General features: G+C 74.1%; 10 protein-coding genes. 8 read left to right on the plus strand and 2 right to left on the minus strand.

From position 1 onward, the window contains the following. Window positions 1-24 precede the first annotated feature (24 nt). A complete protein-coding gene (purH, locus tag ABIE39_RS05700) occupies window positions 25-1707 on the plus strand; it encodes a bifunctional phosphoribosylaminoimidazolecarboxamide formyltransferase/IMP cyclohydrolase (protein WP_074809012.1) in 1683 nt (560 codons plus the stop codon). Window positions 1708-1779: 72 nt separating this feature from the next. On the opposite strand, the gene ABIE39_RS05705 is transcribed toward purH, so the two are convergent. Then, entirely contained in the window at window positions 1780-3165 is a 1386-nt protein-coding gene (locus ABIE39_RS05705; protein WP_354050788.1) for an FAD-dependent oxidoreductase, read from the minus strand. Window positions 3166-3219: 54 nt separating this feature from the next. Here ABIE39_RS05705 and ABIE39_RS05710 point away from each other — a divergent pair, with 54 nt between their 5' ends. Next, complete coding sequence (locus tag ABIE39_RS05710; protein ID WP_175007907.1) at window positions 3220-3651, plus strand: DUF3017 domain-containing protein; 432 nt, start codon at window positions 3220-3222, stop codon at window positions 3649-3651. A gap of 96 nt (window positions 3652-3747) precedes the next feature. Here ABIE39_RS05710 and ABIE39_RS05715 read toward each other — a convergent pair whose 3' ends face one another. Beyond that, window positions 3748-4830 carry an MIP/aquaporin family protein gene (locus ABIE39_RS05715; protein ID WP_354050790.1) on the minus strand — a complete coding sequence of 361 codons (1083 nt, stop codon included), beginning with the start codon at window positions 4828-4830 and terminating at the stop codon, window positions 3748-3750. A gap of 374 nt (window positions 4831-5204) precedes the next feature. Between ABIE39_RS05715 and ABIE39_RS05720 the strand changes: the two genes are divergently transcribed. The 6 genes from ABIE39_RS05720 to mmsA all read left to right on the plus strand — a co-directional run bounded on the left by ABIE39_RS05720 (window position 5205) and on the right by mmsA (window position 20330). After that, window positions 5205-6422 carry an NADP-dependent isocitrate dehydrogenase gene (locus tag ABIE39_RS05720; RefSeq protein WP_354050792.1) on the plus strand — a complete coding sequence of 406 codons (1218 nt, stop codon included), beginning with the start codon at window positions 5205-5207 and terminating at the stop codon, window positions 6420-6422. 143 nt (window positions 6423-6565) lie between these two features. Continuing rightward, window positions 6566-7552 carry a malate dehydrogenase gene (locus ABIE39_RS05725; protein ID WP_354050794.1) on the plus strand — a complete coding sequence of 329 codons (987 nt, stop codon included), beginning with the start codon at window positions 6566-6568 and terminating at the stop codon, window positions 7550-7552. 125 nt (window positions 7553-7677) lie between these two features. Next, entirely contained in the window at window positions 7678-11322 is a 3645-nt protein-coding gene (locus tag ABIE39_RS05730; RefSeq protein WP_354050796.1) for an ATP-binding cassette domain-containing protein, read from the plus strand. A gap of 278 nt (window positions 11323-11600) precedes the next feature. Next, window positions 11601-17789, plus strand: a complete 6189-nt coding sequence (gene pulA / locus ABIE39_RS05735) for a pullulanase-type alpha-1,6-glucosidase (RefSeq protein ID WP_354050797.1) — start codon at window positions 11601-11603, stop codon at window positions 17787-17789. A 142-nt stretch (window positions 17790-17931) separates the two neighbouring features. Further along, window positions 17932-18423, plus strand: a complete 492-nt coding sequence (locus ABIE39_RS05740; protein ID WP_175007912.1) for a GNAT family N-acetyltransferase — start codon at window positions 17932-17934, stop codon at window positions 18421-18423. A 350-nt stretch (window positions 18424-18773) separates the two neighbouring features. Continuing rightward, window positions 18774-20330 (plus strand): multiple monosaccharide ABC transporter ATP-binding protein, encoded by a 1557-nt coding sequence (gene mmsA / locus ABIE39_RS05745; RefSeq protein WP_043652783.1) that lies wholly within the window; start codon window positions 18774-18776, stop codon window positions 20328-20330. Window positions 20331-20371: the final 41 nt, after the last annotated feature.

Consider the following 20371-nt stretch of genomic DNA (forward strand, 5'->3'; position numbering starts at 1 on the left):
CGCGACCCAGAGGAGCCCCTCGTCATGTCCCACCCGGCCCCGCACGTGCCCTCCGCCCCCGACGTCCAGCTCACCGACGACGCACGGCGCCCCGTGCGGCGTGCGCTGCTGAGCGTCTACGACAAGACGGGCCTCGTCGAGCTCGCGACGGCGCTGCACGCCGCGGGCGTCGAGCTCGTCTCCACCGGCTCGACGGCGTCGACGGTCGCGGCCGCGGGCGTCCCGGTGACGAAGGTCGAGGACCTCACCGGTTTCCCCGAGTGCCTCGAGGGCCGCGTCAAGACGCTCCACCCGCGGGTGCACGCCGGCATCCTCGCGGACTCGCGCAAGGCCGACCACCTCGCGCAGCTCGACGAGCTCGGCATCGCGCCGTTCGAGCTCGTCGTCGTCAACCTCTACCCGTTCGCCGCGACCGTGGCGTCGGGCGCCGGGCCGGACGAGGTCGTCGAGCAGATCGACATCGGCGGCCCGTCGATGGTCCGCGCCGCGGCGAAGAACCACCCGAGCGTCGCGGTCGTCGTCGACCCCGCCCGCTACGACGACGTCGTCACGGCCGTGCAGGCGGGCGGCTTCACCTACGCGCAGCGCAAGGCGCTCGCCGCCGCGGCGTTCGTGCACACCGCGACGTACGACGTCGCCGTCGCGTCCTGGATGGGCAACGTCGTCGCGCCCACGGACGCGGTCGAGACCGACGGCGAGACCGTGAGCACCGGCTTCCCGGCCTGGATCGGCGCCACGTGGGACCGCGCCGACGTGCTCCGGTACGGCGAGAACCCGCACCAGCGTGCCGCGCTCTACACGAACGGCCACGGCGCGACGGGGCTCGCCCAGGCCACGCAGCTCCACGGCAAGGCGATGAGCTACAACAACTACGTCGACGCCGACGCGGCGTGGCGCGCCGCGCACGACCACGACGAGCCGGCCGTCGCGATCATCAAGCACGCGAACCCGTGCGGCATCGCGGTCGGGGCCGACGTCGCCGAGGCGCACGCGCGCGCCCACGCGACCGACCCGGTCTCCGCCTACGGCGGCGTGATCGCCGCGAACCGCGTCGTGACCCGCGCGGCCGCGGAGCAGATCGCGCCGGTCTTCACCGAGGTGGTCGTCGCGCCCGGGTTCGAGCCGGACGCGCTCGAGGTGCTCCGGGCGAAGAAGAACCTGCGCCTCCTCGTCGTCGACGCCCCGCCGACGACGACCGTCGAGACCCGCCCCGTCAGCGGCGGCCTGCTCGTGCAGAGCACGGACCGGGTCGACGCCGTCGTGACCGACGCCGAGGGGAACGTCACCGGCGGCGACGCGCCCGAGCACTGGACGCTCGTCACGGGCGACGCGGCGGACGACGCGACGCTCGCGGACCTCGCGTTCGCGTGGCGCGCGATCCGCGCCGCGAAGTCGAACGCGATCCTCCTCGCGCGCGACGGGGCCGCCGTCGGGGTCGGGATGGGGCAGGTCAACCGTGTCGACTCGTGCCGCCTCGCGGTCGAGCGGGCCAACACGCTCGCGGAGGGCGAGGAGCGGGCCCGGGGCGCCGTCGCAGCCTCCGACGCGTTCTTCCCGTTCGCCGACGGCCTGCAGATCCTGCTCGACGCGGGCGTGCGCGCCGTCGTGGCACCGGGCGGGTCGATCCGCGACGCCGAGGTGGTCGAGGCGGCACGGGCCGCGGGCGTGACGATGTACTTCACGGGGACGCGCCACTTCGCGCACTGACGCGACCCGCGCGACGGCCCCGTCGGTCACCGGACCGGCGGGGCCGTCGCGCGCCCGGCGTCGGGCCGGGCGTCAGGAGAGGGCGTCGCGCAGGCGTCGGGCCGGGTCGCGCGCGACGTCGAGGTCGACGCGCAGGCGGCCCGTCCGGTTCATCGCCTTGCGCACCGGGCCGACGTCGCGCGGCGAGTCGACGAGGAGCACGGCCCGGACGTCGGTGCCCCGCGCTGCGGGGTCGTCGCCCGCGGGAGGATCGCCGGGCCCGGAGAGCGTCGGGGGCGGCACGTAGAACGCGGCCCAGCCCTCGTGGCCGGTGGCGCCGCCCGCGGGGTCGCCGCGCAGCACGACCTCGTCGCCCTCGGCCGGCACCCCGAACAGCGCGAGGTCGTGCCCGAGCTGCTGGGAGAACACGTAGGGCGCGTGCGCGGCCCGGTCGCCGTCGTCGCCGAGCAGCGCCGCGACGGTCGCGTCCGGGTCGTGGAGCGCCGCCGACCAGTGCCCGCCGGGCACGGCGCCGAGCACGGGGTGGTCGCGGTTCGCGCAGTCGCCGACCGCCCAGAGGCCGGGCAGCCCCGGCACGGCGCCGTCCGCGTCCACCGGGACGCCGCCGCGCGCGTCGCGCGGCACGACGCCGTCGAGCCAGTCGGTGGCGGGCCGGGCGCCGACGGCGGCGAGCACGACGTCGGCCGGCAGCTCGCGGCCGTCGGCGAGCCGCACGCCGTCGGGCCGGACCTCCGCGACGGTCGCGCCGGTGACCAGCTCGGCACCCGCGGCGGCGTACCAGGGAGCGAGGTGCGCCCCGACGTCCGGGCCGAGCTGGCGGTGCAGCGGCGCGCCCGCGGCCTCGACGACCGTGACGTGCGCGCCCGCGCCCGCCGCGACCCCGGCGAGCTCCGCGCCGATCCACCCGGCCCCGACGAGGACGAGGCGCAGGCCGGGTCGCAGCGCGGCGCGCAGGCTCTCGGCGTCGGCCGCGGTGTGGAGCACGCGCGCGTGCTCCCAGCCGCGGGGCCGCACGGGCACGGAACCGACCGCGAGCACGACGGCGTCGGCGACGAGACGGTCGCCCGACCGCGTCTCGACGGACCAGCCCGGAGCGTCGGGGGCCCCCGCCCGCTCGAGGCGTACGGCCGGGTCGGCGAGGCGGAGGTCGTCGGCGAGCGCGTCGACGTCCACCCCGAGGTCGTCGGCGAGCCACGCGGGGGAGGGCCGGCTGAGGAGCTCCTTCGACAGGGGCGGTCGGTCGTACGGCGGCACGCCCTCCGCGCCGAGCAGCGTCACCCGCCCGGCGTAGCCGCGGCGGCGGAGCGCCGCGACGGTCTGGGCGCCTGCGAGCCCGGCCCCGACGACGACCACGGACGACGGCGGCCCGCCGTCGTGGGACGCGGGCGCGGGACCGGGCACCGGGCCGGTCGTGGTGGCGAGGGGAGCGGACGGGACCGGCGGCACGACGGACGGCATGCACGTCACGCTAGGGCACGACGGTAGGCTTCCGGGCGTGGAAGGTGCAGCAGCGTGAGCGACGTCACCGCGGACGGGGGGACGCGGCACCGGCCACGCGCGACGCTCGTGCCGGTGTGGCACCACGTGGACGACGAGACCGACGACGGCCCGGTTCCCGAGGGCGCTCCCGCGCCCGACGACGCGACCCCGCCCCCGGTGCCCGAGCCACCCGCGAGCCTCGCGCCGTCCCGCCAGCCCGCGATGTGGCTGGTCCTCGCGGGCGTCGCCGTCTCCACGCTCGTGTCCGTCCTCGCCGGTGCGCGGGCGGGCTGCTTCGCGCTCGCGGGGCTGCTCGCCGTCGCGGGCGTGTGCCGCGCGGCGATCCCCGGCCCGGGCCCGGTCGGCATCACCGTCCGGTCGCGCGGCCTCGACGTCTTCTTCTTCCTCGCGCCCGCCGCGGTCATGGCGTTCCTCGCGCTGAGCCTGGACCAGGGCGAGCTCTGACGCCCGCGCGGAGCGCCGCGCGCGACGTCGGGCACTGACGACGACGGGCCCGGACCGCGTGCGCGGTCCGGGCCCGTCGGGTGTGCGGGGGAGAGGTCAGACCCGCGGGGTCGTGCCCTCACCGGCGGTGGGGGCGTCGGGGTCGTCCGTCTCGGGCTCCGTCTCGACGACCTCCTCGACCGCGACCACGTCACCGTTCTCGTCCGTGACGACGACCGCCTCCTCGACGACGGTGCCCGCGCCGGCCCCGGCGACGGCCGCGCCCGCACCGGCGCCGACCGCGCTCCCGGCACCGCCGGCGACCTCGGCCTCGGTCAGCGTGACGACGTGGTCCTCACCGAGCAGGTCGTCCTGCTTCGGGGCGAACGCGAACGCGCGGTAGAAGAGGCCCGCGATCGCGGCGCCGAGGAGCGGCGCGACCCAGAAGACCCACTGCTGCTTCCACAGGTCCCCGTCGCCCGCGAACACGGCCGACGCCATGGAGCGCGCCGGGTTGAGCGACGCGTTCGTGACGGGCACCGCGACGAGGATCAGGGCGGTGAGGGTGAGGCCGATGACGACCGGCGCGTACTGCACGGTCGCGCGCTTGTCGGTCACGCCGAGGATCACGCCGACGAAGACCGCGGTCGCGATGGTCTCGATGAGCAGCGCGGCGAGCAGCCCGAACTCGGTGCCGCCCTGCGACGCCGTGGAGAGGGACGAGAAGTCGCCGTAGCCGTTCGCGGTCGACACGAAGAGGCCGCCGCGGCCCTCCTGCCCGACGAGCGCGGGCAGCGAGTTGGGGACGGTGGCGAGCAGGACGAGGCCCGCGAGGAGGGCGCCGACGAGCTGCGCGACCCAGTAGGGCAGCACGTCGCGCCATGCGGTGCGGCCGCCGATGGCGGCGCCGAGCGTCACCGCCGGGTTGAAGTGGCCGCCGGAGACGTTGCCGACGGCGGCGGCGCCGGCGAGCAGCGCGAGGCCGCCCGCGAGAGCGACGGCGAGGGCGTTCTGCTGGCTGACGAAGGTGTACAGCGCCACACCGATGATCGCGAGGACGAGGAAGAACGTGCCGAAGACCTCGGCGCCGAGGCGCGCGAGGAGGCTGGGCTGGACGACAGCGACGGCCTCGGTCGGCGCGAGGCGCGCGTCGTCGACGTAGCCCTCCGGTGCGCCGGGAGCGGTGGTGTCCTGGGACATGATGATCCTGTCTGGTTCGGTGGGAACTTCGGGCAGTCCCGGCCCGGTGTGCCACGGTGCGGCACCGGCGGGCCGTCGGGACGACGGCACGATGCCTGACCGAGTGCCCGGCCATTCCGGCATCTGGGGGCATCTTGCCACCACCACCCGGGAGATGCGTGGAGATCTGCGGTGCTGCACCTGAGAACGGACGCCCGGTCTCACGATCCGAACGCGGTCGCCGGGGGCCGACAAAGTATCTTGACGTCGAGAAGTCGAGTACCCTGGACCGCGGTCAGCAACGCCCTCGTGTGCGACGGACCGGGCCCACGGGCCGCACGGTCGCCGTCCGACACCCGGGGGCTCCAGTCCCCGACAGTTGGAGCGATCTGCGCATGGGCAAGATCAAGGTCGTCAACCCGGTCGTCGAGCTCGACGGCGACGAGATGACGCGCATCATCTGGCAGTTCATCAAGGACCGCCTCATCCACCCGTACCTCGACGTGGACCTCAAGTACTACGACCTGTCGATCCAGAACCGCGACGCGACCGACGACCAGGTCACGATCGACGCCGCGCACGCGATCAAGCAGTACAACGTCGGCGTCAAGTGCGCGACGATCACGCCCGACGAGGCGCGCGTCGAGGAGTTCGGCCTGAAGAAGATGTGGGTCTCGCCGAACGGCACGATCCGCAACATCCTCGGTGGCGTCGTCTTCCGCGAGCCGATCATCATCTCCAACATCCCGCGCCTCGTGCCGGGCTGGAACAAGCCGATCATCATCGGCCGTCACGCCCACGGCGACCAGTACAAGTCGACCAACTTCAAGGTCCCCGGCCCGGGCAAGATCACGATGACGTTCGAGCCGGCCGACGGCTCCGAGGCCCAGAAGTTCGAGGTCGTGACCATGCCCGAGGAGGGCGGCGTCGCGATGGGCATGTACAACTTCAACGAGTCGATCCGCGACTTCGCGCGCGCCTCGTTCGCGTACGGCCTCCAGCGCGAGTACCCCGTGTACCTCTCGACGAAGAACACGATCCTCAAGGCCTACGACGGCGCCTTCAAGGACATCTTCCAGGAGGTGTTCGACGCCGAGTTCGCCGAGGCGTTCGCCGCGAAGGGCCTCACGTACGAGCACCGCCTCATCGACGACATGGTCGCCTCGGCCATGAAGTGGGAGGGCGGCTACGTCTGGGCCTGCAAGAACTACGACGGCGACGTGCAGTCCGACACCGTCGCGCAGGGCTTCGGCTCGCTCGGCCTCATGACGTCGGTCCTCATGACCCCGGACGGCCAGACCGTCGAGGCCGAGGCCGCGCACGGCACCGTGACGCGTCACTACCGCCAGCACCAGCAGGGCAAGCCGACGTCGACGAACCCGATCGCGTCGATCTTCGCGTGGACCCGTGGCCTCCTGCACCGCGGCAAGCTCGACGGCACGCCCGAGGTCACCGAGTTCGCGCAGACGCTCGAGGACGTCGTCATCAAGACGGTCGAGTCCGGCAAGATGACGAAGGACCTCGCGCTCCTCATCGGCCCGGACCAGGAGTGGCTGACGACGGAGGAGTTCCTCGCCGCGCTCGACGAGAACCTCAAGGCGCGCCTGGGCTGACCCGGCCCGCACCGCACGCCCGACGGCGGCGCCCCCTCGCGCAGGGGGCGCCGCCGTCGTCGTCCCCGCGCACGGGCGGAGACGCACCCGTGGGCGTGCCGCGCCGCACGTCCGGGCGGGTCGCGTTGTGGGAGAGTGAGCGCATGACTTCCCCCGTGAACGTGACGGTGACCGGCGCGGCCGGTCAGATCGGTTACGCGCTGCTGTTCCGCATCGCGTCGGGCCAGATGCTCGGCCCCGACACCCCCGTGCGCCTGCGCCTCCTCGAGATCCCGCAGGGCGTCAAGGCCGCCGAGGGCACGGCCATGGAGCTGGACGACTGCGCGTTCCCGCTGCTCGCCGGCATCGACATCTTCGACGACCCGACGGCGGCGTTCGACGGCACGAACGTCGCGCTGCTCGTGGGCGCCCGCCCGCGCGGCCCGGGCATGGAGCGCGGCGACCTGCTCGAGGCGAACGGCGGCATCTTCAAGCCGCAGGGCCAGGCGATCAACGCCGGCGCGGCGGACGACGTCCGCGTCCTCGTGGTCGGCAACCCCGCGAACACGAACGCGCTCATCGCCGCGTCGAACGCTCCCGACGTGCCGAAGGACCGGTTCACCGCGATGACGCGGCTGGACCACAACCGCGCGCTCACGCAGGTCGCGAAGCGTGCGGGTGTCCCGGTGTCCGAGGTGCGCAAGGTGACCATCTGGGGCAACCACTCGGCGACGCAGTACCCCGACCTCTTCCACGCGGACGTCGCGGGAACGCCGGGCGCGCGGCTCGCCGAGGACCGCGAGTGGCTGGAGAGCACCTTCATCCCGACGGTCGCGAAGCGCGGCGCGGCGATCATCGACGCGCGCGGCGCGTCGTCCGCGGCGTCGGCGGCGAATGCAGCCATCGACCACGTGCACGACTGGGTCCTCGGCACGCCCGAGGGCGACTGGACGAGCGCGGGCGTCGTGTCGGACGGGTCGTACGGCGTCCCGACCGGCCTCATCTCGTCGTTCCCGGTGGTCTCGCGCGACGGGTCGTGGGAGATCGTCCAGGGCCTGGAGCTCTCGGACTTCTCGCGCGGGCGCATCGACGCGTCGGTCGCGGAGCTCCAGGAGGAGCGTCAGGCCGTCGAGGAGCTCGGCCTGGTCTGATCCTCACCGCCGCGGCCCGGGTCCCCCAGGGACCCGGGCCGCGCTGCGTCCCGGGCCGGGCAGGGGCCGCGGGGAGCGAAAATCCCTGCGTCGGCGGGGGTGGGTCGCCGTAGGGTCGTGGGGCCATGATCGACGCCTCCCTGCCGACCGAGCAGCCCACGAACCCCCCGTCCGACCCGCACGCCGCGCCGTCGGCCAGCGCCCCGCGCCCGCCCGACCCGGCCCGCCGCCTGGACTGGCGCCGGCTGCGCGGGCCGCAGGCCGTCGTCGCGCTGCTCGCGCTCGCCGTGGGCGCGGTCGGTGCCGCGCTGGGCACGGTCATCGCCGGGTGGCTCGCCGAGGACCCGACGACGGCGACGCTCCAGCTCCTCGCCGCGTGCGTCGTCGGGGCGGCGCTGCTCGACACCGTCGGCCAGGTCGTGTGGGCGGGCGTGGTCGACCGCGCCGAGGGCCGCCTGCGCGGCGACCTCCTCACCGCGGCGCTGCACCAACCGCTCGCCACGCTCACGGAGCAGGCGGTCGGCGAGGTGCTCGACCGCGTCGACGACGACACGCACGCCGTCGGCACTCTCGTGCGCCGCCAGCTGTGGGGCGCGGGACGCACCGTCGTCGGCGTGCTGCCGATGTGGGTCGTCGCCGGCCTGACCTGGTGGCCGGCGTGGGTCCTCTTCCCGGCGCTGGGGGCGGTCGCGTGGTTCATCGTGCGCCCGATGCTGGGCGAGATCGCGCGCCGCAAGGTCATCGAGGAGATGGCGTGGACCGACCACGCCGCGGCGTTCGAGGAGTCCGTCGCGGCGCGGGACGACCTGCGCACGAGCCTCGGGCAGTCGTTCGCGATCCGCCGCCTCGCCGAGCGCTCCGCCCGGGTGCACCGGAAGTTCGAGGCCGTGCTCGTCGTCGAGGCGCGCATGCTCCGCCGCGCCGGTCTCGTGCTCGCCTCGCTGCTCGCGGGCGTGGCCGTGGCGGGCGCCGCGCTCGCCGCGGACGGCGACCTGGGCGTCGACCGGCTCGTCACCCTGTTCCTCGTCACCGCGCTCTTCGTCGGGCAGGTGGACAACCTGGTCCACCACCTCCCGGACATCCAGGAGGGGCTGGGCGCGCTCACGCGCATCCGGCAGATGCTCGCCGTCGAGCCGGAGCCGACGGGCGGGCGCACGCTGCCCGCCGGGCCGGTCGGGATCGAGGTGCGCGACCTGCACTTCTCCTACGCCGAGGGCACGTTCGCGCTCGACGGGGTGGACCTGCACGTGCCCGCGGGGGAGACGGTCGCGCTCGTCGGGCGCACCGGCTCGGGCAAGTCGACGCTGGCGTCGCTGCTGTCGCGCGCGGTCGAGCCGCCGCGCGGCGCGGTCCTCGTCGGCGGCGTCGACGTGCGCGACCTCGACCTCCAGGCGCTGCGCGCGGCGGTCGGCGTCGTCACGCAGCGCACCGAGATCCTCGCGGGCACGCTCGCGGAGAACGTCGCGCTGTTCGCGGACGTGCCGCGGTCCGACGTCGAGGCGGCCGTGCGCGAGCTGCGGCTCGACGACTGGGTCGCGGGCCTGCCCGACGGCCTGGACACGCTGCTCGGGCCCGGCGGGACGTCGCTCTCGGCGGGGGAGGAGCAGCTCGTCGCGTTCGCCCGCCTGCTGGTGCGCGACGTCCAGGTCGTCGTGCTCGACGAGGCGACGGCGCGCATGGACCCGCTCACGGAGGCGCGCGTCGTCGCCGCGTCGGAGCGCCTGCTCGCGGGGCGCACGGGCGTGCTCGTCGCGCACCGGCTCACCACGATCGAGCGCGCCGGGCTGCTGGCGGTCCTCGACCACGGCCGCGTCGTGCAGCAGGGCGAGCGCGCCGCGCTCGCCCAGGCGCCCGGTCCCTACCGCGACCTGCTCGCGGCGAGCGTCGCGCAGGACGGCGGCCCGCGCGCCGACGACGTCGACGACCTCGCTCCCGGCGCCACGGCGCCCGCCCTCGTGAGCGGCCCGTCGGTCCGCGCGACGGAGGGGCACGACGAGGACGGGGCCAGGGCGTCCGCAGCCGCCCCGGCCTCGGACGCGGTCGGTGGCCGCCGACGGCGCGGCGAGCCGCCCGTCCTCGACGACCCGGGCGACGGACCGAGCCTCGCGCGCGGCGTCGCGCACGCCCTGTTCGTCCGTCCGGCGTGGGGCGTGGTGGGCGCGGTCCTGTTCCTCGTCACGAGCCTCGTGTCGGCCCAGGGCGCCGTCACCGGCTTCCTCTGGGGCCAGGCGGTCCAGGACCTCGACTCCGGCTTCCCGGCGCGGCAGCTCGTGCCGCTCGCCGTGCTCCTCGTGGTCGCGCCGCTGTGCCTCGCGTGGGCGCTGTACGTCTACCCGCGCTGGTGGGTCGAGGTGCTGCTGCGCGTACGCATGGCGGTCATGGCCGGCCAGACCCGCCAGCACCGGCTCACGGCCACGCCGCCCGGCGAGGTCGTCGCCCGTGCCATGGACGCCGACCGGTTCGTCCGGTACGCCGACCGCTGGGTCGACTTCGTCAACGGCCTCGTCATCGCGGGCGTCACCGCGCTGCTCAGCCGGTCGTGGCTCGCGGGCGCCGTGCTCCTCGCGGTCATGGTCGTGTCCGCGGCGGCGTCGGCCCTCGGGCGGCCGATCGCGGGCCGGTCGGCGACGCGGTCGTCGGCCGCGCGCGCCCGGTTCGGACGCGCGCTCGTCTCGGCGCTCGACTCCGCGCGGACGGTGAAGCTCGCCGCCCGCACGCCCCAGGTGCACGCGCACCTGCGCGAGGTGGACGACGGGCGCGTGCGCGCCGCCGTGTTCGAGCACCGCGTGCAGGCCGCGCTCGACGGCGTCCCGCTCGTCATGATCCAGCTCGGCGTCGTCGCGGCCTGGGCCGGGCTGCTCACCGGGACGTGGGACCTCGCGACGGCGCTCCTCGTCGCGAACGCCGTGACCGGCTTCGGCTGGTTCGGCGTCGTCGCGGGCGCCGTCGTGACCGAGGCGCCGGGTACCCGCTCGTGGCAGCGCGCGACGAGCCGGTTCGCCGCGGGGACGGACCTCATGGACCTGCCCCCCGGCGTCGACCTGCTCACGGGCGCCGCCCCCACGCCCGACCCGGGGCCCCGGCGGCCGCTCGAGCGGATCGACCTGGACGGCGTGACCGCGCTGCACGACGACGGCACGATCGGCGTCCAGGACGTCGACCTGTCCGTCGCGCGCGGCGAGCTCGTCCTGCTGCTCGGGCAGGTCGGCGCGGGCAAGTCGAGCCTGCTCTCGGCGCTCGCGGGCCTCATGGAGCACACGGGCCGCATCCGCTGGAACGGCGCGGACGTCGTCGACGCCCAGACGTTCCTGCGGCCGGGCCAGGTCGCGCACGTCGCGCAGGTGCCGCGCGTGCTCTCCGGGACGTTCGCCGACAACGTGCGGCTCGGCCACGAGCGCGACGTCCACGGGCCCGTCGCGGCTGCGCGCCTCGAGCGGGACGTCGTCGAGGCCGGCGGGCACGAGGCGCTCGTCGGGCACCGCGGCGTGCGGCTCTCGGGTGGCCAGGTCCAGCGGCTCGCCCTGGCGCGGGCGCTCGCGACCGACGCCGAGCTCCTGCTGGCCGACGACGTCTCCAGCGCGCTCGACGCGGCGACGGAGATCGAGCTGTGGGAGTCGCTGCGCGAGCGGGGGACCACGGTCGTCGGCTCGACCTCCAAGCGGGCCGCGCTCGCGCGGGCGGACCGCGTCGTCGTGCTCGACGAGGGCCGGGTCGCCGCCGTCGGGCCGTGGGCCGAGCTCGCCTCGCGCTGGGGTCACCTGGCGGGCTGAGCGCCGCACCCTCCCGGACCCGGGGCCGTCCTCGTCAGGTCTTCCTGAGCGGGACGGCCCCGGGTTCGTCGCGTCCCGGGCGGGTGGGGAGCGGTGTCGGCGGGTCGCTTGCCGAACCTTGCTGCAACTTTCTGCAACCAGTACAGTTCGGCTCAGCCGTACGCTGAGGAAGCCGCGGTCGACGTCGCCCGCTGCTGGTCCCCGTCGTCCGCGTCTCTGCCGGCACCTGCCTGCTCACGCCTGCGGTCCCGCACCAACCACCGGACGAGGGAGTCCTCATGACCTCCACGCCGCGACGTCGCCGCGTCCCGCGCACACCGTCGCCCCACCCATCCGCCACCACCCGCCGCGCGCGCGGGGCTCGCACGACGGCGTCGGTCACCGCCGTCGCGCTCGCCGCCTCGGGCCTGGCGGGCGTCACGCTCGCCGCGTTCGCCGCCCCCGCCGCGGGGGCCGACGAGCGCACCCTCGCCCTCGTGGGCGACCTCCAGTCCGAGCTCGGCTGCCCCGCCGACTGGGACCCCGCGTGCGCGGCGACCGAGCTCGCGCCCACCGACACCGCCGGCGTCTGGTCCGCCGACTTCGAGGTGCCCGCGGGCGCCTACGAGTACAAGGTCGCGTACGACGACGCCTGGGACGAGGCGTACGGGCGCGAGGGCAGCCAGGACAACGCGCCCCTCGTGCTCGGCGGCGACGCGACCGTGCGCGTCACGTTCGACGAGTCGACCCACCGCATCGCGCTCACGCCGCTCGGGCTCGCGGGCGGCTACGACGAGGCGCAGGACGCCGACCTCGTGGTGCCTCCCGTGCGCCAGCCCGGGTCGGACGAGCGCTTCTACTTCGTCATGACCGACCGGTTCGCGAACGGCGACCCGTCGAACGACACGGCGGGGCTCGGCGACGACCCGCTCGTCTCCGGGTTCGACCCGACGAACAAGGGCTTCTACCAGGGCGGCGACATCGCGGGCCTGCGGCAGAACCTCGACTACGTCGAGGGCCTCGGCACGACGGCGATCTGGCTCACGCCGTCGTTCAAGAACCAGCCGGTCCAGGGCACGGGCACCGACGCGTCGGCGGGCTACCACGGCTACTGGATCACCGACTTCACGCAGATCGACCCGCACCTCGGCACCAACGCCGAGCTCGAGGCGCTCATCGACGAGGCGCACGACCGCGGGATCAAGGTCTACTTCGACATCATCACGAACCACACGGCCGACGTGATCGACTACGAGGAGAAGCAGTACTCGTACATCGACCAGGCCACGTCGCCGTACCGCGACGCCGAAGGCACCGTGTTCGACCCGGCGGACCACGCGGGCACCGGCGACTTCCCGGCGCTGGACGCCGCGACGTCGTTCCCCTACACGCCGGTCGTCCCCGCGGGCAAGGAGGACCTCAAGGTCCCCGCCTGGCTCAACGACCCGACGCTCTACCACAACCGCGGCAACTCGACGTGGACCGGGGAGTCCGTGACGTACGGGGACTTCGACGGTCTCGACGACCTCATGACGGAGCACCCGACGGTCGTCGACGGGTTCGTCGACGTCTACCAGGACTGGATCGACCTCGGGATCGACGGCTTCCGCATCGACACCGTCAAGCACGTGAACTTCGAGTTCTGGGAGACGTGGACCACCGAGGTCCTCGACTACGCGCACGCGCAGGGCAAGGACGACTTCTTCATGTTCGGCGAGGTGTACGACGCCGACGCGGCGAAGCTGTCGCCCTACGTCCGCAAGACCGACATGAGCTCGACGCTCGACTTCACGTTCCAGTCCGCCGCGACGAGCTTCGCGAGCGGCAACAGCGCCAAGGGCCTCGCGTCGCTCTTCGCGAGCGACGACATGTACACGACGCCCACGACGAACGCGCAGGCGCTGCCGACGTTCCTCGGCAACCACGACATGGGCCGCGTCGGGTACATGCTCGCGAGCACCGACGACCCGCTCGCGCGCGACGAGCTCGCGCACGACCTCATGTACCTGACCCGCGGGCAGCCGGTCGTGTACTACGGCGACGAGCAGGGCTTCGCGGGGACGGGCGGCGACAAGGACGCCCGCCAGACCCTGTTCGCGACCCAGGTCGACGAGTACGCCGGCCAGCCTCTCGTCACCGGCGAGCAGGCGGGCAGCGTCGACCGCTTCGGCACGGACGCGCCGCTCTACGCGCACATCGCCGAGCTCGCCGCGCTGCGCGAGGCGCACCCGGCGCTGGCCGACGGCGCCCAGGTCGAGCGCTACGTCGAGAACGGCGCGGGCGTGTACGCCTTCAGCCGCGTGGACCGCACGGAGAAGGTCGAGCACCTCGTCGCGCTGAACAACGCGGCGCAGGAGCGGACGGCGACCTTCACGACCCTCACGCCCGGCGCCTCGTACGAGGTGCTCTACGGCGAGTCGGCCGCGCCCGTCACGGCCGACGCCGACGGCGTCGTCACGCTGACCGTCCCGGCCACGGGCACCGTCGTGCTGCGGGCCGACCGCGAGGTCGGCGCGGACTCGTCGGGCGACATCGCCCTCACCGTGCCGCGCGCCGGCGCAGCGGTCACCGGCGTCGCGCCCGTGACGGCCGCGGTCGACGCGGACGCGTGGGCCGAGACGTCGTTCGCGTGGCGCGAGGTCGGGAGCGCCGAGTGGCACCCCCTCGGCACCGCCGAGGACACCGCGCCGCGCGTCTTCCACGACGTCGCGGGCCTCGCCGACGGCACGCTCGTCGAGTACCGCGTCGTGACGACCGACGCCGACGGCGACCGCGCCGCCGCGTCCACGTTCGCGAGCGTCGGGGTCGACGTGAGCGGCGACGCGAGCACCGAGCCGGAGCCCGAGATCGATCTCGTGACCGTGCCCGGCAGCCACAACGCGGCCATGGGCTGCGCGGGCGACTGGGCGCCGGGCTGCGAGGCGGCGAAGCTCACGCAGCGCGCCGACGGCGTCTACGCGGGGACGTTCGACGTCCCGGCCGGGACGTACGAGTACAAGGTCGCGATCAACGGGTCGTGGACGGTCAACTACGGCGTCGGCGGCGTACAGGACGGCAGCAACGCGACGTACACGACGTCCGGCGGCCCGGTGACGTTCTACTGGGACCCGGTGAGCAAGGACTTCTCGAGCACCGCGCAGGGGCCGATCGTCACGCTCGCGGGCTCGTTCCAGGACCAGGTCGGCTGCCCCGGCTCGTGGGCGCCCGACTGCCTCGCGTCCTGGCTCAAGGACCCGGACGGCGACGGCGTCTACACCTGGTCGACCGACCGCCTCGCGGCCGGCGCGTACGAGGGCAAGGTCGCGCACGGCCTGAGCTGGGCGGAGAACTACGGCGTCGGCGGCGCGCGCGACGGGGCGAACTACCAGTTCTCCGTCGGTGACGGCGAGCTGGTCACCTTCTCCTACGACCTCGCGTCCCACGTCCTGACGATCGACGTCGCGAACCCGCCGCTCCCCGGCACCGGCCAGCAGGCCGCGCACTGGGTGCGCGAGGGCGTCGTCGCCTGGCCGGGGGCCCTCGGCACGGGCGACGAGTGGACCCTGTGGGCCGCCCCCGAGGGCGGGCTCTCGGTCACCCCGGGAGGCGCCGACGGCGAGGTCCGGGCCCCGGAGGGCACGGCGTCGTACACGCTCCAGGTCGACCCGTCGGGCCTGCCCGACGACGTCGCGGCCGAGTTCCCGGCGCTCGCCGGGCACACCGCGCTGCGGGTGCTCGACGACGGCGAGCCGCTCGACCGCGCGGAGGTCGAGGCGGCGCTCACGGGCCAGCTGCTCGTCACCCGGGCCGACGGCGGCGCGCTCACGGCCGCGACCGGTGTCCAGGTGCCGGGCGTCGTCGACGACCTGTTCGCCGAGGAAGCGGCCGAGCGCGAGCTCGGCGTCTCGTGGCACGCCAACGGCAAGTGGGCGTCGTTCGCGCTGTGGGCGCCGACGGCGAAGGCCGTCTCGGTGCTCGCGTGGCCCGCGGGGGCGTCGCTCGACGACGACCCGCGCCGGTTCGAGGCAGCCCGCCAGGCCGACGGCACGTGGACCCTCGACGGCAAGGCGGCCGACAAGATGCTCGGCGGCGCGGCCGTCGGCTGGAAGGGCGCGCGCTACCTCTACGAGGTGCAGGTCTACGTCCCGAGCACGGGGAAGGTCGAGACGAACGTCGTCACCGACCCGTACTCGGTGGGCCTGACGCTCGACTCCACGCACTCGGTGGCCGTCGACCTCGACGACCCCGCGTTCCGCCCGAGCGCCTGGGAGGGCACGCCCGCCCCGGTCGTCGAGCGGTCGGTCGACCAGACGATCTACGAGCTCCACGTCCGGGACTTCTCGATCTCCGACGAGACGGTCCCGGCGGAGCGGCGCGGCACGTACCTCGCGTTCGCGGAGAAGGACTCGGCCGGCATGACGCACCTGCGCGAGCTCGCGGACGCGGGCGTCACCACGGTGCACCTGCTCCCGACGTTCGACATCGCGTCGATCCCCGAGGACCGCGCGGCCCAGGCCACGACCGGCGACCTCACCGGGTTCGCGCCCGACTCGCCCGAGCAGCAGGCCGCCGTCGCGGCGGTGCAGGCGCAGGACGGCTTCAACTGGGGCTACGACCCGTGGCACTTCAGCACGCCGGAGGGGTCGTACGCGGTCGACGCGGACGGCGGCGCGCGCGTGGCCGAGTTCCGCACCATGGTCGGCTCGCTCCACGGTGCCGGGCTGCAGGTCGTGCTCGACCAGGTGTTCAACCACACCGCCGCGAGCGGGCAGGACGCGAAGTCCGTCCTCGACAAGGTCGTGCCGGGCTACTACCACCGGCAGAACCCGACCACCGGCTCCGTCGAGACGAGCACGTGCTGCCAGAACGTCGCGACCGAGCACGCGATGGCGGGCAAGCTCATGGTCGACTCGGTCGTCACGTGGGCGAAGGACTACCGCGTCGACGGGTTCCGCTTCGACCTCATGGGCCACCACTCGAAGCAGAACATGCTCGACGTCCGGGCCGCGCTCGACGAGCTCACGCTCGCCGAGGACGGCGTCGACGGGAAGTCCGTCTACCTGTACGGCGAGGGCTGGGACTTCGGCGAGGTCGCGGGCAACGCGCTGTTCGAGCAGGCCACGCAGGGCCAGCTCGGCGGCACGGGCATCGGGACCTTCTCCGACCGGCTGCGCGACGCGGTGCACGGCGGCTCGCCCGTCGACGGCGCCACGACGTTCACGCAGGGCTTCGGCACGGGCCTGGCGACCGACCCGAACGGGCAGCCCGCCCGGGCGGGGGAGCCGGGGACGGTGAACGACGGGTCCGCCGACGAGCTCGCCGACCTCGGTCACCAGACCGACCTCGTGCGCCTCGGCCTCGCGGGCAACCTGCGCGACTACACGCTCGTCACGTCGACGGGCGAGGAGAAGCGCGGCGACGAGATCGACTACCGCGGGGCGCCGGCCGGCTACGCCGACTCGCCCGAGGAGGTCGTGACCTACGTCGACGCGCACGACAACGAGACGCTGTTCGACCTGCTCACGCTCAAGCTCCCGGCGGACACGCCGATGGACGAGCGGGTGCGCATGAACACGGTCTCGCTCGCGACCGCGGCGCTCTCCCAGACGCCGTCGTTCTGGCACGCGGGCACGGACCTGCTGCGGTCGAAGTCGCTCGACCGCAACAGCTACGACTCGGGCGACTGGTTCAACGCGATCGACTGGACCGGTCAGGACAACGGGTTCGGCAAGGGCCTGCCGATGGCGGCCGACAACGAGGACAAGTGGCCGCTCATGGCCCCGCTCCTCGCGGACCCGGCGCTCAAGCCGTCGCCCGACGACATCGCCACCGCGTCGGCGCAGGCCCAGGACCTCCTGCGGCTGCGGCACTCGACCGAGCTCTTCCGGCTCGGCGACCCGGAGCTGATCCGGGAGAAGGTCACCTTCCCGGGCGCCGGGACGGACCAGGTCCAGGGCGTCGTGGCGATGGCGGTGGACGACACCGTCGGTGCCGACGTGGACCCGGCGCTCGACGGGCTGCTGGCCGTCTTCAACGCCTCCCCGGACGAGGTCACCGTCCCGCTGTCCGCGCTCGCGGGCCGCGAGTACGTGCTCTCGCCCGTGCAGCAGGAGGGGAGCGACGACGTCGTGCGGGGCACCGCGTGGGACGCGACCACCGGCACGGTGACCGTCCCCGGGCGGTCCGTCGCCGTCCTCGTGCAGCCGCAGGCCGGGGCGGAGCTGCCCGTCTCCGTCGAGGTGCAGACGCGCTGCCTCGCGGGCAAGGCGTACGTCGCGGTCCGGGCGACGAACGACGGCGCCGTGCCGGTCGACGTCCGGCTCGCCACGCCGTTCGGCGAGAAGGCGGTCGCGGACGTCGCGCCCGGCAAGAACGCCTACCAGTCGTTCGCGACGCGCCAGAAGGCGGTCGCGGCCGGCGAGGCCACGGTGACCGCCACCGCGGTGGTCGACGGCGAGGAGGTCACCTCGACCTTCACCGTCGAGCACGAGGGTGCCACCTGCTCCTGAGCCGACCGCCGAGGTAGGACGACCCGCCGAGGGAGAGCCCTGGTCATCACCAGGGCTCTCCCTCGGCTTACCCGGGGTCTACCTCGGCGCACCCCGGTCGGCGTCGTTGTCTCCCGGGGGGCTGGTGCTAGCGTCGCGAGCCGTGACCACCTCGCCCTCGCCCGCCGTCCGCCCGACGGCGGGTCTCGTCTTCCGTCCGGCCGTCGCCGCCGACCTGCCCCGGGTGGTCGAGCTCATCGCCGACGACGCGATCGCGCGCGCCCGCACCGGCGAGGTCGGCCCCGAGCACGAGGCGGCGTTCGCCGCGATCGACGCGGACCCGAACAACGCCCTGGTGGTCGTGGAGCGCGGCGGCGAGGTCGTGGGCACCATGCAGCTGACGGTCGTCCCGGGGATCTCGCGCGGCGGTGCGTCGCGGCTGCTGGTCGAGGCCGTCCGGGTCGACCGGCGGCTGCGAGGGCAGGGCGTCGGCCGCGCCATGATGGCCTGGGCGCACGCGTGGGGTGTCGCGCGTGGCTGCGCGCTCGCCCAGCTCACGTCCGACAAGCGACGCACGGACGCCCACCGGTTCTACCGGTCGCTCGGTTACGAGCAGTCGCACGAGGGCTTCAAGCGCCCGCTCCCACCTCGCTAGGCCCGCTTCCACCTCGCGAGGCCCGGACGGCCGGCACCGCCGCGGCCGCCTCGGTGCACCGCGCCTGTCGGCAGCGCTGTGTGCGCCCTCGCCTGAAAGCGCTCTCAAGCATTCACGTCCTGATCGCTTGGGCCAGACCGCACGTGTTCGCGCTCACATCCGGGGCATATGTCTGCGCTGTCATAGGACCAAGGTCGCTATTCGATCACAGTTCGCCCCGGCCTTGCGTTCAGGAGTTGACGCCAAGATCGCGACGGGCATAGCGTCGGGCCCGCTCGGACGGCGCTGAGGGTGTCCGGGTCCGCGGGGCACAGGTGCCCCGCGCGCTGTCCTCGGCAGGAGGAGGTCCGATGACGGACGAGCGCGTGATCCTCGAGATGCGGGGCATCACCAAGGAGTTCCCGGGCGTGCGCGCCCTCGACGACGTCAACCTGCGCGTCCGCGCAGGGGAGATCCACGCGATCTGCGGGGAGAACGGCGCCGGCAAGTCGACGCTCATGAAGGTGCTCTCGGGCGTGTACCCGCACGGCACGTACACGGGCGACATCTACTACGAGGGCGCCGAGGTCCGGTTCAAGGACATCCGCTCGAGCGAGCAGGCGGGCATCGTCATCATCCACCAGGAGCTCGCGCTCATCCCGGAGCTCTCGATCACCGAGAACATCTTCCTCGGCAACGAGGTCAAGGGGTCGTTCGGGATCGACTGGGGCGTGGCGCGGCGCCGGGCGGAGGAGCTCATGGCCCGCGTAGGGCTCCAGGAGTCGCCCGACGCCCAGATCAAGAACATCGGTGTCGGCAAGCAGCAGCTCGTGGAGATCGCCCGCGCGCTGGCGAAGGACGTGCGCCTGCTCATCCTCGACGAGCCGACGTCCGCGCTCAACGAGGAGGACTCGGAGCACCTGCTCGACCTGCTGCGCGGCCTGCGCTCCCGCGGCATGACGAGCATCATCATCTCCCACAAGCTCAACGAGATCGAGGCCATCGCGGACTCGATCACGATCATCCGTGACGGCCGCTCGATCGAGACGCTCGACGTGAAGCACGACGCCGTCGACGAGGACCGCATCATCCGCGGCATGGTCGGCCGCTCGCTCGAGTCGCGCTTCCCCGACCACACCCCGTCGATCGGCGAGACCTTCTTCGAGGTCGAGGGGTGGACCGTCGAGCACCCCGAGGTGCCCGGGCGCCTCGTGTGCAAGGGGTCGACCTTCCACGTGCGACGCGGCGAGATCGTCGGCTTCGCCGGGATCATGGGCGCGGGGCGCACCGAGCTCGCGCGCTCGATCTTCGGGCGCACCTACGGGCGCTACCTCTCCGGCGTCGTCCGCATCGACGGGCGCGAGGTCTCCATGCCCACGGTGCTCTCGGCGATCGAGAACCGCATCGCGTACGTCCCCGAGGACCGCAAGTCCCTCGGCCTCAACCTGCTCGACACGATCCTGGGCACGATCCAGTCGGCGAACCTGCCGCGCATCGCGAAGGCCGGCGTCATCGACCGCGACGCGGCGTTCGTCGCGGCGGAGGGCTACCGCAAGGCGTTCTCCATCAAGGCGCCGAGCGTGCACGAGGGCGTCGCGAAGCTCTCCGGCGGCAACCAGCAGAAGGTGCTGCTCGCCAAGTGGATGTACACCGAGCCGGAGCTCCTCATCCTCGACGAGCCGACGCGCGGGATCGACGTCGGCGCCAAGTACGAGATCTACGGGCTCGTCCAGAAGCTCGCGGACGCGGGCCGTGGCGTGGTCGTCATCTCGTCGGAGCTGCCCGAGCTGCTCGGGCTGTGCGACCGCATCTACACCGTCTTCGAGGGGCGCATCACCGGTGAGGTCTCCCGGGCCGACGCGACCCAGGAGGGGCTCATGCGGCTCATGACCGGGACGCAGAGCGACGCGCCCGCCGACGCGGCCTGACCCGGCCGCCCCACCCCCCAGCCACCCCGTCTCGACCGAGA

The organism is Cellulosimicrobium sp. 4261 (genome assembly GCF_040546915.1).
In the GTDB taxonomy this organism is placed as follows: Bacteria; Actinomycetota; Actinomycetes; order Actinomycetales; family Cellulomonadaceae; genus Cellulosimicrobium; species Cellulosimicrobium cinnabarinum.

Coding starts and splice junctions, on each gene's coding strand:
- purH (WP_074809012.1), top strand. CDS start 25: ATGTCCCACCCGGCCCCGCACGTGCCCTCCGCCCCCGACGTCCAGCTC.
- ABIE39_RS05705 (WP_354050788.1), bottom strand. CDS start 3,165: ATGCCGTCCGTCGTGCCGCCGGTCCCGTCCGCTCCCCTCGCCACCACG.
- ABIE39_RS05715 (WP_354050790.1), bottom strand. CDS start 4,830: ATGTCCCAGGACACCACCGCTCCCGGCGCACCGGAGGGCTACGTCGAC.
- ABIE39_RS05720 (WP_354050792.1), top strand. CDS start 5,205: ATGGGCAAGATCAAGGTCGTCAACCCGGTCGTCGAGCTCGACGGCGAC.
- ABIE39_RS05725 (WP_354050794.1), top strand. CDS start 6,566: ATGACTTCCCCCGTGAACGTGACGGTGACCGGCGCGGCCGGTCAGATC.
- ABIE39_RS05730 (WP_354050796.1), top strand. CDS start 7,678: ATGATCGACGCCTCCCTGCCGACCGAGCAGCCCACGAACCCCCCGTCC.
- pulA (WP_354050797.1), top strand. CDS start 11,601: ATGACCTCCACGCCGCGACGTCGCCGCGTCCCGCGCACACCGTCGCCC.
- mmsA (WP_043652783.1), top strand. CDS start 18,774: ATGACGGACGAGCGCGTGATCCTCGAGATGCGGGGCATCACCAAGGAG.